At 38.8% G+C, this 12,593-nt stretch carries 13 protein-coding genes; 1 reads left to right on the top strand and 12 read right to left on the bottom strand.

Features of this window, described 5'->3' with window-relative positions; all coding sequences use genetic code 11:
- On the top strand, window positions 1-531 hold a 531-nt coding region (locus ACKI5B_RS01610), incomplete at its 5' end, for a methyl-accepting chemotaxis protein (protein ID WP_407425206.1).
- 34 nt (window positions 532-565) lie between these two features.
- On the opposite strand, the gene ACKI5B_RS01605 is transcribed toward ACKI5B_RS01610, so the two are convergent.
- From ACKI5B_RS01605 to mazG, 12 genes are all read right to left on the bottom strand, one after another.
- Complete coding sequence (locus ACKI5B_RS01605; protein ID WP_407425205.1) at window positions 566-1,558, bottom strand: RluA family pseudouridine synthase; 993 nt, start codon at window positions 1,556-1,558, stop codon at window positions 566-568.
- A 61-nt stretch (window positions 1,559-1,619) separates the two neighbouring features.
- Window positions 1,620-2,189 carry a lactate utilization protein gene (locus tag ACKI5B_RS01600; RefSeq protein WP_407425204.1) on the bottom strand — a complete coding sequence of 190 codons (570 nt, stop codon included), beginning with the start codon at window positions 2,187-2,189 and terminating at the stop codon, window positions 1,620-1,622.
- A gap of 27 nt (window positions 2,190-2,216) precedes the next feature.
- Complete coding sequence (locus ACKI5B_RS01595; RefSeq protein ID WP_407425203.1) at window positions 2,217-3,722, bottom strand: Na+/H+ antiporter NhaC family protein; 1,506 nt, start codon at window positions 3,720-3,722, stop codon at window positions 2,217-2,219.
- Window positions 3,723-3,740: 18 nt separating this feature from the next.
- Window positions 3,741-4,703 (bottom strand): oligopeptide/dipeptide ABC transporter ATP-binding protein, encoded by a 963-nt coding sequence (locus tag ACKI5B_RS01590; RefSeq protein WP_407425202.1) that lies wholly within the window; start codon window positions 4,701-4,703, stop codon window positions 3,741-3,743.
- Window positions 4,703-5,809 (bottom strand): ribose-phosphate pyrophosphokinase, encoded by a 1,107-nt coding sequence (locus ACKI5B_RS01585; protein WP_407425201.1) that lies wholly within the window; start codon window positions 5,807-5,809, stop codon window positions 4,703-4,705. The genes ACKI5B_RS01590 and ACKI5B_RS01585 overlap by 1 nt, the downstream gene beginning before the upstream one ends.
- A gap of 26 nt (window positions 5,810-5,835) precedes the next feature.
- Window positions 5,836-7,488, bottom strand: a complete 1,653-nt coding sequence (gene cimA, locus ACKI5B_RS01580; RefSeq protein ID WP_407425200.1) for a citramalate synthase — start codon at window positions 7,486-7,488, stop codon at window positions 5,836-5,838.
- Window positions 7,489-7,547: 59 nt separating this feature from the next.
- Entirely contained in the window at window positions 7,548-8,543 is a 996-nt protein-coding gene (locus ACKI5B_RS01575) for a hypothetical protein (protein ID WP_407425199.1), read from the bottom strand.
- Between the two features lie 52 nt (window positions 8,544-8,595).
- Window positions 8,596-9,291 carry an MBL fold metallo-hydrolase gene (locus ACKI5B_RS01570; protein ID WP_407425198.1) on the bottom strand — a complete coding sequence of 232 codons (696 nt, stop codon included), beginning with the start codon at window positions 9,289-9,291 and terminating at the stop codon, window positions 8,596-8,598.
- Between the two features lie 10 nt (window positions 9,292-9,301).
- The gene (locus tag ACKI5B_RS01565; RefSeq protein WP_407425197.1) at window positions 9,302-10,144 is read right to left on the bottom strand and encodes a DbpA RNA binding domain-containing protein; all 843 of its coding nucleotides are present in this window, start codon (window positions 10,142-10,144) and stop codon (window positions 9,302-9,304) included.
- Between the two features lie 26 nt (window positions 10,145-10,170).
- Window positions 10,171-11,088 (bottom strand): GNAT family N-acetyltransferase, encoded by a 918-nt coding sequence (locus ACKI5B_RS01560; RefSeq protein ID WP_407425196.1) that lies wholly within the window; start codon window positions 11,086-11,088, stop codon window positions 10,171-10,173.
- Window positions 11,089-11,685 (bottom strand): ATP-dependent Clp protease proteolytic subunit, encoded by a 597-nt coding sequence (locus ACKI5B_RS01555; RefSeq protein ID WP_407425195.1) that lies wholly within the window; start codon window positions 11,683-11,685, stop codon window positions 11,089-11,091.
- Window positions 11,686-11,730: 45 nt separating this feature from the next.
- A partial coding sequence (mazG, locus tag ACKI5B_RS01550) for a nucleoside triphosphate pyrophosphohydrolase (protein ID WP_407425194.1) occupies window positions 11,731-12,593 on the bottom strand: 863 nt, incomplete at its 5' end.

The raw sequence follows: 12,593 nt of genomic DNA, 5'->3' as shown, positions 1-12,593 counted from the left end.
GAAGCAGCGCATGCCGGCGATGTCGGTAAAGGCTTTTCTGTTGTTGCAGATGAAATTCGTGCACTGGCAGAAACTTCGGCAACCCAGTCAATGGCAATCAAAAATCTTCTGGACGGAATTTCACAGGCAATACAGGGAATCGTAGAATCTTCAAAACAGTCTTCCGAATCATTTGAACGGGTTGGTTCAAAAATTGCAAGAATGGACTCAATGATGCGGGAAGTAAAAGGCGGCATGTCCGAAGAAACAGCCGGTGTTCAGAATATTCTGCAGACAATGCAGACTCTTGACCAGTCAAGAAAACAGATTACAGAAGCGTCGGCTAATATGAAAAACGCAAGTAATTCTGTCTTTACAGAGATTTCCGAATTAAAATCACTTTCAGAATCAACTTTACAGAATTCACAGAGAATTACGGGAGCTATTGCAGAAATGAAAAATGCAGCCCAGGAAGTTGCTGAAGCAAGCGAAATTTCACAGGATGCAACTCAAAATGTAGTTCAAATGATAAACGGTTTCAAAGTAAACTAAGCAGAACTTAACTCAGCTGTAACACAATACATAATTATCTGCGCGGAAAAACAAAATCACTTTCAACGCAGATTTTTTTTGCCGTAACAGGATGCGGGAATGTAAGCGAGCGGGCATGAAGTAAAATTCTTTCATAAGGCAGAGCTCCATACAGCGTATCACCTAAAATCGGAAGATTCTGCAATGAAAGATGCACACGAATCTGATGAGTCCGGCCTGTAAGAGGACGACATTCTACAAGCAGAAAAGCGTATTGTTCTGCATAATTTTGAGCAAAATCCGGAATCTGCAGCTGGATTTCCTCAAGCACAGTAAATTCAGTTTTCGAAGGAAGCCCGCCGTTTTTTTCACTCACTCTGCCCCATTTTGCAGCCTGACCCTTAGGACTGATTCTTCCAAGCGGAATATTAACAGAAAATTCTTTTCCGGAAGGATAATTTTTAAGTTCAGAACTTTTGACACAGACAACGGCATTATAAATTTTTCTTGCAGTATGATTTTCAAACATATCATGACAGGCAGCATTTACAGAACGGCTTTTTGTAAAAAGAATTACTCCACTGGTGTCGCGGTCAAGTCTATGCATAATGCCGGCATAAGGAGGATTTTTTGCATTCGGTTTTTCAATTTTCTGTCTTTCAAACAAAAATCTTACTACCGCAGCATGAAGATTATCACGGCTTTCGACCATGCCTGCCTCTGTCGGAAAATGAAACGGTTTGTTTACAACAATAATACTTTCATCTTCATAGAGAACATCCTTTTGTGTCAGTTCAAACTTAATATCATCCGGCTGTTTTTCATAAAAAAGCTTTTTCTCTTCAATCTGAACATTTACTGTGGATTTTGAAAAAACTGTATAAGAAGGAACACGGATTTGTCTGCCGTTTACAGAAACTCCGCCTGCAACGATAAGCCGGCGAATTTTTGAATTTGACACATCTTCACCAAGCAGGGAAGGAAGTTCAGTACGAAGAAGTTCGTTGAGAGAAAGTTTTGATATTGATTTTATTGTAAACGATTTCATTATTTGATACAGAAGAACTCAGATAAACAGAATAAAAAATCTGTGTTCTTCTGTGTTTTTTTTAATAACCGAGTTCTTCACCTACCAGAATAATTTTAATTCTGCCGGCAGGTTTACATATTCTTGTTTTTACAAATGTAGCACAGATATCGTGCTCATTTGAAAGCTTTAGTCGTTTTGCATTAAGAGGAGCAGCAACTGTTAAAGCTCTTTTTTCAAGATCTGACTCCTGAGGAACAATCTTATTGATTCCAACCAGAGCAACGACTGATTTTGCAGCGAAAGTTATTGCTGAAACCCGGTTTCCGTTTCCATCAATATTAAAGAGAACTCCGTCTTCACTTACAGCATTAAAACTCGTAAGAAAATTGTCCGCAGTAAGCCCCTGCCGCATAATTTCTGCACGCTCTTCCGGCGTTTTTGCATTATCCCTGTCAATAAGCTTAAAATTTCCGGCTTTTACTTTTGCAAGAAGCCCGGAATCTTCGATAGAAACAGAGCCGCCCCATGAAACTGAAGAGCCTTCTTTCATAAAAGAAAGTGCCTTTTCTACAGCTTCTCCTTTTGTAGCGGCAAATACAGCCTCAAAGCCGCGTTTTTTAAGATTTTCTATAATTTTGTCTGTGTTCATACTTTTCTCCAGCCAGTAATTTTGATTTTATTTTTTAATACGCTTTCTAAGAAAAACAGAAAGTATAAGAAGAATGATTCCTGAAATCCATGAAATAATTCCACTTGCAGCAATTCCAAGTCCCTGAGTGAGGCCTGCAATAAGATATGTAACAAAAGAAACAGCAACTACATGCATGACATAAGGAAGCTGAGTTGAAACATGATTTACATGCTCACACTGAGCTCCGGCACTGGCCATAATCGTTGTGTCAGAAATAGGAGAACAGTGATCACCGGCAACAGCACCTGCCATACAGGCCGAAATTGAAATAATACGGAGCGGGTCATTAACTTCCGGAAAAACTGCAATACAGATTGGAATTAATATTCCAAATGTACCCCATGAAGTACCAGTTGAAAATGCAAGAAAGCCTGCAACAATAAATATAAAGGCCGGAAGCAAAATCTTGATACTACCGATTTTTTCCATAAGACCTGCAACATATTTTGCAGCTTCAAGAGAATCTGTCATTGCTTTTAAAGTCCATGCAAGCGAAAGAATCAGAATGGCTGGAACCATTGCCTTAAATCCTTCCGGAATACATGACATACAGGCCTTAAACGGAAGAACACGGCGTGGTACATAGACAGCAAGCGTTAAGATAAGGGCTGCAAATGAACCTAAAACAAGTCCTACTGAAGCATCAGAGGAAGCAAAAGCATCAACAAAATTTTTATGTTCTTCTCCGGAAGCAAAAAAACCACCTGTATAAATCATGCCTATTGTACAAAGCAGAATAAGTGAAATAATCGGGAAAACCAGGTCTAAAACCGTACCGCGTCCAATTTTTTCAGAGTTTGAAGAAATTTCCTGATTAGCTTCTGCAATTTCTTCAAATTTTGCCATTGAGCCGAAATCTAATTTAAGGCCGACAAGCAGAAACATCATGCCGATTGTAAAAAAAGCATAAAAATTAAAAGGAATTGCCTTACAGAAAAGAGCCAGACCATTTTCGCCTTCAGAAACAAAGCCGGCAACTGCTGCTGCCCAGGAAGAAATAGGTGCAATAATACATACAGGGGCGGCAGTTGCATCAATAAGATAAGCCAGTTTTTCGCGGGAAACTTTATATTTATCTGTAACAGGACGCATAACAGAGCCGACTGTAAGGCAGTTAAAGTAGTCATCGATAAAAATAAGAATTCCAAGGCAGATAGTTGCGATTTGGGCTCCAGCTTTAGATTTTATGTGTTTTTTTGCCCATTCTCCGAAGGCCTGAGAACCGCCGGCAGAATTCATGAGGGCAACCATTGTACCTAAAACTACGAGAAATACAAGGATACCGACATTCCACGAATCAGAAAGCTGCTTGATTAATCCGTCTGAAAAAACATGCGTAAAAAAGCCGGTAAATCCGCTTGAAGCATCTATTGCGAAAAATGCACCACCGATTAAAATACCAATAAAAAGAGAAGAATAAACTTCTTTTGTGATAAGAGCCAGTGCGATTGCAACAATTGGAGGCACAAGGCTGAAGAATGTTCCTGTCATTTTTTAACTCCTGTGTTTCTATTCTAAGATACAGCGGACTTTATGTCCATTGCCAAGATTTTTCCATTCTGGAATCTGACTTATACATTTTGTACAGGCATGAGGGCAGCGATGTGCAAAAGGACAGCCATGAAGAGATTCAAGTGTTGTTTTAATTTCACCGTTTGAATTTGATATGGAGTTTTCACTTCCTTCAAACAAAAGTTTTGTATACGGATGGAAAGCTGTTTTATAAAGTTCAGCAGCCGGAGCTTCTTCTACAATAAGCCCCCTGTACATTACGCCGATTGTATCACAAAAATAACAGGAAACTCTTAAATCATGTGCAATAAAAAGAAATGAAATGGCCCGTTTTTCACGGATATCCTGCAAAAGATTTAAAATCTGACTTTGAACTGATACATCAAGTGCACTTACAACTTCATCACAGAACATAACTTCAGGCTTCATAATTAATGAACGTGCAATTGAGATTCTCTGACGCTGGCCGCCGGAAAATTCTGAAGGACGTTTTTCTAAATCAAGCGGATCTAATCCGACTTCTTCCATTATGTGAGCGGCTTCATTGTATGCAATTTTTTTACCTGGCCATGTTGAAGAATATCTGTAACTTGCCGTAAGAATATTAAAAACTGTAAGCCGGGGATTTAAAGAACGTGAAGGATCCTGAAAAACATATTTGATTTTTTCACGATAAGTCTTAAGCTGTCTGCGGTTCATCTTAAGAACATTCAGTTCTTCAGAATTCTTTGGCTTATAAAGAATATCTCCGCCGTCAGCTTTATACATACGGACTAACATTCTGGCTGTGGTGGTTTTGCCGCAGCCGCTTTCGCCAACAAGCCCGTAAGTTTTTCCGCGCTCAATTTCAAATGAAACATCGTTAACAGCATAGACAAAACGGTCCTGCTTTGCAAAAAAACCTGCATCAAGAGTAAATCGCTTAGTAAGGTGCTCTGCCTGAATAATATAGTCGCTCATTACCTGTTATTTTCTGTGTTTTTCCGGTATAAATCAAGCATTTCTTTCATACGCTTAGCAGGACGTATTAAATCAGTGATAGGTTCACCTTTATTCAATGTATCTATAATAGCCGCAACATAACGGTTCATATTCACAGAACAATACCAGCTTTTTTCTAAAAGGCCATCTTTTTGATGAATTAAATTTGTAGTGAAAACCCGGTCAAAAAGTGACTTAGAATAAGCCTGATCAAATTTATCAAAGCCGTTCGTAAAAAGTCCAAAAGTTGCAAAAACAAAAACACGCTTTGCGCCACGTTCTTTGAGCTGTTTTACGACATCAATCATACTGACGCCTGAAGAAATCATATCATCAATTACAATGCAGTCTTTGCCCTGTACTGATTCACCGCAGAAATCATGGGCTATGATTGGATTCATTCCATTAACTATCGTGCTGTAATCGCGGCGTTTATAAAACATTCCGATATTTACGCCAAAAATCGAAGCCATAAAGACTACTCGCTGTGTAGCACCTTCATCCGGAGAAATAAACATCATATGTTCTGAATCGATTTTTAAATCTTCGTATTCTGTCAGAAGAGCCTGCGTAAACTGCAAAGCTGGAGAAACATCTTCAAAACCGCTTAAAGGAATAGAATTCTGGACACGGGGATCATGCGCATCAAAAGTAATGATTTCATGAACGCCCATATTTTCAAGTTCATGAAGCATGACAGCACAGTCAAGTGACTCACGGGAAATACGGCGGTGCTGCCGGCTTTCATACAAAAAAGGCATAATTACAGTAATACGGCCCGCTTTTCCGTTACAGGCTGCAATTATACGCTTTAAATCCTGAAAATGATCATCAGGTGACATGCGGTTGAGAGAGCCGTCCATTGTATAAGTGACGGAAGGATTACAGACATCAACCAGAATATACAAATCTTTGTCACGAACAGATTCTCTGATTATTCCCTTAGATTCACCTGTTCCAAAACGCGGGCAATGGACTTCAATTAAAAAATGCTCTCCACCACGCCATTCAGAAAGAATTGAGTTGATTTTATCTCCGGCATTTGCAGCAGATTCTAAAGCAATAATGCCTAATTTCCGTGACATAACGGCTCCCCAATATGTAAGGCAGATTATTTTGCCATCATCTTACCGAATTTTTTTTCGAGATCTTTAATAAGTTTGTACTCAAAAGAATCAACAAGCGCAAGATAAGAGGCTTCGATTACATCGCTTGAAACGCCCATTGTAGTCCAGTGTTCATCACCATCACTTGATTCGATAAGAACACGTACACGGCTTGCTGTTGCTGATTTTCCATCCAAAACACGGACCTTATAGTCTGTAAGATGAAGATGAGCCACATTAGGATAAAACTGTTCCAGAGCATTACGCATAGCAACGTCTAAGGCATTTACAGGACCGTCTCCGTCCCCTGCAGTAACAACAACCTTTCCGTCAACATCAATTTTAAACTGGGCAAACGCACTCTGGTCATCTGCAAAGCGCGGGAATTCTCCGCTTGTTTTGTAGTAATGGAGATTAAAGAAAGGCTGATACTTTCCGATTGCTTTTCGAACTAAAATTTCAAAACTTGCATCCGCACCTTCAAACTGATAGCCTACATGTTCCATTTCTTTGACTTTTTTAACGATTTCTGCGACAACCGGACTGGATTTTGTGAGCGTTTTATCAAACTTCTGAACTTTTTCGACAATCATGCTCTTGCCGGCAACTTCGCTCATCAAAAATACGCGTTCATTTCCAACGCTTTCAGGAGTAACATGCTCGTACGCAAACGGATTTTTTATTACGGCATCAATATGCATTCCAGCCTTGTGTGCAAAAGCACTTGCTCCAACATAAGGCATACCGGCTTCGAGGGCAATATTTGTAATTTCTGCGACACGTTTACAAAGTGGAGTTAAGTTCTGGATGTTTTCAGAAGGAATACACAGACAGTCCATTTTAAGCTGCAGGTCTGCAATAATTGTAGAAAGATTAGCATTGCCGGTGCGTTCACCAAAACCAAGCAGAACACCCTGAACATGACTTGCTCCGGCTTCTACTGCAAGAAGAGAATTTGCAACAGCACAACCGGAATCGTTATGCGTATGAATTCCTACAGAAATCTCTTCGAGATTTCTGTTAACGAGAATTCCTTCGGAATTCTCGCGGGGGTTATAGTTCCTAAAATGTTCTACTACATGCTTTGTAATTTCGTAGCACTGCAAGGGCATCATGCCGCCTTTTGTTTCACAAAGGCACAAAGTTTTTGCACCGCCTTCAACTGCAGCTTCAAGACACTTCATTGCATATTCTGCATTTTCAGTATAACCGGTAAAAAAATGCTCTGCATCAAAAATAACTTCTTTTTTATTTGCAACAAGAAAAGATACAGTATCACGAATCATTTCAAGATTTTCTTCGTTTGATGCATGTAAGATTTCTGTGACCTGAAAATCCCAGCTTTTACCAAAAATACATACAACATCAGTTTCAGCAGCAAGAAGACTCTGCAAATTTGCATCTTCAGAACATTTAATTCCCTTTCGGCGGGTTGATCCAAAAGCCACAAGTTTTGAGTGCGAAAGCTTTAATTTTTTAGCTTCTGCAAAAAATTCCATATCCTTTGGATTTGACCCTGGATTTCCGGCTTCGATATAGGAAACACCAAGTTCATCAAGAGCCTTTACAATATTAATTTTATCCTGTACTGAATAGGAAATGCCTTCGCCCTGAGAGCCATCGCGCAAAGTCGAATCAAGAATAGAAATTTTTTTCATAATGAATTAATTATATCAGAAATCAGGCTGAATTGCTATAACGGAAAAATTTCAGCCAATCACTTTCCCACTGTAAAACTTCCCAATAAAATTTCTTTTGAATAAGCAAGCGGAAGGTCTGATGCATAAGAAAGTTCCGGGAAAGAAATGGCGCTGTCAAATGAGAATACGGGGTTTGTTCCTTTTTTATTCAGGATTTGAACAATAAATTTTCCTGCACTGACAGTGTTAAGTTTTACAGTTACAGGAATTGAAGCACTTTTTGATGTAATTTCTTTATCTGAAGCTGACAGCAAAACCGGATTTCCCGTGTCTGTTTTAAGAGAACAATTTTTAAGAATATATTTCCATGCTGTAAAGCCGGAATTTGAAACATTAAGATTGAAAACTAAATCTATATCAAGATTTACCCCGTCAAATGCTGTTTCAGCAATCTGCTTTCCTGCTGCAATCGATCCTGCAAGACTAGCAGCTTTTACAACATTCATACCGCTGGCAACAAAAGCATCTTTTAATGCATTGAGGGAAGGAAGTTTTACAACTGGAGAAGAAAGTGAAAATGCAGGTTTAAAAACCGGCACATTAAAAGAAACAGTAAACGGCAAATCACTGGCTAAATTCTGAACGATTGCAGAATTTCCCAAATCTAAAGATGCAGACCCGTTAATTTTAAAGGGAAGATATTTATCCGAAGAAGAATTTGATTTTTTTGCAAAAGAAATAATCGTTTCGTATGGAACTTTAAATTTAAAAGCGTTTGATTTTCTGCCACTGGCAGTAAGATTTACTCCTTCATCAGCAGAAAGTGAAGTAAATTTATTTTCGTTACAAAGAACATCAGCTGATACTTTTTTAATTGAAACGGATACAGGAAGAGGATTAGAAACAGAATAATTGCAGTTAAAAGTAATACCTTCCAGATCGAGAGAAGCAATTGAAACATTTTCAAGAGAAATTGAAGGGGCAAGTCCAAGCTGTTTAAGAGTTGTGCAGGAAAAAAATGCAGAAACAAGTACACTAATCAAAATGATTAAAATAAAATTAATTTTTTTCATGACAGAGATTTTATATTAAAAAATGAAAAATATGAAGTGTGAAAAGAAAGTTTTAAAAATTATCTTTCAGCAGAAATCCATTGTGGTCATGACCCGGATAAACTTTTGTATTTTCTTCACAGTAGTCTAAAATTTTTAAAAGGCTTTTGCGTATTTTACTTTCACTGCCGCCATATAAATCAGTGCGCCCCCATGAATGGTAAAAAACTGTGTCTCCTGAAAGCAAAGTGAGATCTTCTTCATTGTAAAGGCAGACTGATCCTTCGGTATGCCCGGGCGTGTGAAGAACCTGCCATTTTGAAAGTGAAGTTTTTGCTTCTTCAGAAAAACCGCTGTAATTTTCAAAAACCTGTGAAAGGATTTTAAAATCTTCAAGAAAATGAGTCGCATCAGGTAAATCTGATACAAACGGAAGAAACTGCGTAAAGCCCATCTGTGAAAGACTGATATTCTGTAAATCAGCAGACAAAGAACCAATTAAGGCAGAATCTTTTTTGTGAATTGCGACTGGAATGCCGGGAAAAGATTTTACAAGTGAAGGAAGACCGGAAATATGGTCAAAATGCCCGTGAGTTAAAATAACAGCCACGGGCTTTAAATTGTTTGATTTTAAAAAAGAAACTACAGAACCTTCATCGTCTGAAAAGGCACAGTCTGCAGGGTCAACAACAAAAACTTCCGAATCTGACAGCGGAACAATATAAGTGTTAACGGCAAGCGGACCTGTACGAAGCAGATGAAGGTTCATAGACAATCCATTACAAATCTGCTGATGAAGATGAGCGTGGAGCACGCGCAGCCATAATTTCTTCGTCAGTCATTTCTGCCTGAGCTTTTGCAAAAGCTGCCTGTTCTGCCATTGTGTCTTTATTTGTTGAAGTATAGCTGTCTACGATTGGGCTGGAAACATTTGAAACATCTGGAACAGGTTCATTATTTTCGTAATTATCGATTGATTCTTCTTCAGAATCAGCAAAGTCCCCTTCTTCACGCTGTTTTGAATAGCTTACACTCAAAGGACGACCGCGGTAAACATGACCGTTTAAAGCACTGATTGCCTTTTCTGCATCTTCTTTGAAAAGCTGAACAAATGAATAATTAGCAAGTACGCGGATATCACCAATCCGCTCTTTTTCGATTCCTGCAACACTGATAAAAAGACCAACAAGGTCACGCGGGAATACACGGCGGTTACGGCCAATGCTTACAAATACAACTTCTGCGCTATCTTCCGGAATCTGAACACGTGTAAATCTTTCGCGATTTTCACGAACTTCTGTTGAAGAAGTTTCTTCTGCTGCAGATTCATTTCGTTCAAAGCGGTTAAATTTTTCTTCACGGTTTGCATGGAAATCTTCCCGTTCTCCACCAAATTTATTGAAACGGAAGATTGCACCACTGGAATTCTTTAAAAGATAAGCTGCTACATAAGAGCGCATTGTAAGCGGAACATTTTTTTTGAAGACTTTTTTGAGAGCTTCAAGTTCATCAGGATTAGCTTTTACTTTTGAAACAACATCTTTAAGATAGTTAGCTGCCTGATCGAGATCAATTTCTCTGTTCTGTCTGAATGGACGTCTGAAATTTCGTCTGAATGCCATAAAAAACTCCTTTTAAGTAAAAAAACTTAATCTAATTCTGCTGTATAAACTGAACCTGTTTTTTCAAAGCCACAACGCTCAATTAACGGTTCTAAAAAATCTGGCAATGCAGAATCAGCAATAATAATCTGATGAATTCCGTGTTCTTTCAGACTGGAAATGCCGCGTGAAAAAAGCTCTCTGGCAATTCCTAAGCCACGGTAATTCTGATTCACAAAAACTGAAGTAAGAGCCACTACACCTTTTGCGAAGGACGAACAGTCCGAAAATAAAATACAGCCGGCGAAATCCTGTGCCAGAGTACGGCAAATAATTCCAAAAACGGCAGAAGGCTTTTCATATTCAAACTTGCGAAGCCAGAAATGAGCAATCGCAAAAGCCACTTCACCTTTTATTTCTGATTTTATTTCGTCTGCAATTTTCTCCGCTTCTTTTAACACACAGCCACCGTCCTTTTCGTGACTGTACTCACAAAATTCAAAATCTTCCCGGGTCAACTCATCATATTCTTCAAAATCCTGATCCAGTTTTTCCAATCCCCAGGATTCGCGGAGAACATTGTACCACTCATAAACTACAGCACGCATTTCCTTATTTTTGAACGAATGAAAACGCTGCTCAATCTGCGGGTACTGCTTCAAAACATTTTTATAATTCCGGAATACCCCCCTTCCATTTGCAAGAACCTGCAGTAATTCTTTTTGAACGATAGAATTATGCAGGCTTTCGGCAAATTTTTCCATTAAATTAAAGCCGTCTGATGAAGACCATGACGGCAAAGAATACATATTTTCGTTTTCGTAAAGCTCTTCCTGCTCACAAAGCATCAAAGCATCGAGCGGAACAACACAAAGATTTTCGGAATCAAACAGGTATTCGCCATCCTGATTTTCCATCGAGAAAATAATTTCTTCGATAACTGATTCCGTTAAATCAAACTGCATTTAGTTTAAGTCAGAGCGTTTTGAAACGATTTTGCTTACTAAACCGTAACTCTGTGCTTCTTCTGCAGTAAGCCAGTGATCGCGGTCACAGTCTTTTTCGACTTCAGCTTCTGATTTGCCTGTTTCTTCAGCAATAAGCTTAATGAGTTTCTTTTTTGATTTTGCAATTTCTTCGGCCTGGATTTCAAGGTCGGTAGCAACACCACGCGCAACACCGCCGATTAAAGGCTGGTGAATAAGATAGTGGCTGTTCGGAAGTGCAAAACGGCGTTCTTTTGGAACTGAAAGCAGAATGATTGAACCCATGCTTGCAATAAGACCTGTACCGATTGTATAAACTGGTGCATTGATAAAGCGGATCATGTCGTAAATGCCAAATCCTGAATCAATTGAACCGCCAGGTGAATCGATATAAATGTAAATCGGCTTGTCACTGTCTGCTTCGAGCAAAAGGAGCTGTTTAATAACCTTTGCTGTGTTTTCTTCGTTAATCTCACCGCTCAAAATAATCTGACGTGTTTTTAAAAATTTCTCGGAAAGTGAATCATCCTTCTGGTCAGACTTTTTTTCTTCGTCTTTGTCGTTAAAAATTCTCATATTCTAACTATAGTAAAAAAACATTAAGAATTCAATCAATTTTTTTTAATTGCCCTTAGCTTCATTCCAAAAGCTCATCATATCATGATGATTAGAATGAACCATTTCAATGTTTTTTTCTTTCATTTTTTCTTCTACATATTTAAAGCGGTATTCGAATTTTTTCATTGCACGCTGCAAGGCAATACTCGGATCAATTCCAAGCCAGCGGCCATAATTCAAAAAGCAGTGAAGAGCATCTCCAAATTCTTCTTCAAGATGAAGCTGAACCTTTTTCTGTTCTTCTGTAAAATCAGTTTTTGAAAAAGGTGTTTTACCGTCGTAATGATTAAGAGATTCAACATCGATTAAAGCGTCATGCATTTCGGCAAGTTCTTCACAGAACTTCATTTTTACTTCTGAAAGCGAATTCCAGTCAAAGCCTGCTTTTGCTGCTTTTTTGAGCTCTTTGTAAGCCTTAAGAACCGGCGGGAAGTTTTCAGGAACAGAATCGAGAACTGAATCTGATTTTCGTCCTTCAACATTTTCTTTGATACGTTCCCATTGATTTAAAACTTTTTCCGGATTTCCTGAAACATCTTCTTTTACCTCGCTCTGACCTTCACTCTGCGCAAATACATGAGGATGACGGCGGACGAGTTTTTCTGCAATAGAATTAATTGTTTCTTCTACTGTAAAAAGCCCCTGCTCTTCAAACATATAAGCTATCAGAATTACGTTTAAGAGGACGTCACCGAGCTCTTCTTTAACGTGGTCTGAATCCTGCTGGGTAAGGGCATCGATTGCTTCGCAGGTTTCCTCAAAAAAAGTTGAACGCAATGAAAGAGGTGTCTGCTCTTTATCCCACGGGCAGCCTTTTCGGACAGCTTTTACGATTTCAAAGAAGAGCATCAGGAAAAGGAGGATAG

This window comes from Treponema sp. (assembly GCF_045657965.1).
Classification (GTDB): domain Bacteria; phylum Spirochaetota; class Spirochaetia; order Treponematales; family Treponemataceae; genus Treponema_D.
This window is presented reverse-complemented; position numbering and strand designations above follow the sequence as displayed.

Bases quoted from the DNA above. Each gene is read 5' to 3' on its own strand.
- ACKI5B_RS01605 (WP_407425205.1), bottom strand. From the start codon at position 1,558: ATGAAATCGTTTACAATAAAATCAATATCAAAACTTTCTCTCAACGAA.
- ACKI5B_RS01600 (WP_407425204.1), bottom strand. From the start codon at position 2,189: ATGAACACAGACAAAATTATAGAAAATCTTAAAAAACGCGGCTTTGAG.
- ACKI5B_RS01595 (WP_407425203.1), bottom strand. From the start codon at position 3,722: ATGACAGGAACATTCTTCAGCCTTGTGCCTCCAATTGTTGCAATCGCA.
- ACKI5B_RS01590 (WP_407425202.1), bottom strand. From the start codon at position 4,703: ATGAGCGACTATATTATTCAGGCAGAGCACCTTACTAAGCGATTTACT.
- ACKI5B_RS01585 (WP_407425201.1), bottom strand. From the start codon at position 5,809: ATGTCACGGAAATTAGGCATTATTGCTTTAGAATCTGCTGCAAATGCC.
- cimA (WP_407425200.1), bottom strand. From the start codon at position 7,488: ATGAAAAAAATTTCTATTCTTGATTCGACTTTGCGCGATGGCTCTCAG.
- ACKI5B_RS01575 (WP_407425199.1), bottom strand. From the start codon at position 8,543: ATGAAAAAAATTAATTTTATTTTAATCATTTTGATTAGTGTACTTGTT.
- ACKI5B_RS01570 (WP_407425198.1), bottom strand. From the start codon at position 9,291: ATGAACCTTCATCTGCTTCGTACAGGTCCGCTTGCCGTTAACACTTAT.
- ACKI5B_RS01565 (WP_407425197.1), bottom strand. From the start codon at position 10,144: ATGGCATTCAGACGAAATTTCAGACGTCCATTCAGACAGAACAGAGAA.
- ACKI5B_RS01560 (WP_407425196.1), bottom strand. From the start codon at position 11,088: ATGCAGTTTGATTTAACGGAATCAGTTATCGAAGAAATTATTTTCTCG.
- ACKI5B_RS01555 (WP_407425195.1), bottom strand. From the start codon at position 11,685: ATGAGAATTTTTAACGACAAAGACGAAGAAAAAAAGTCTGACCAGAAG.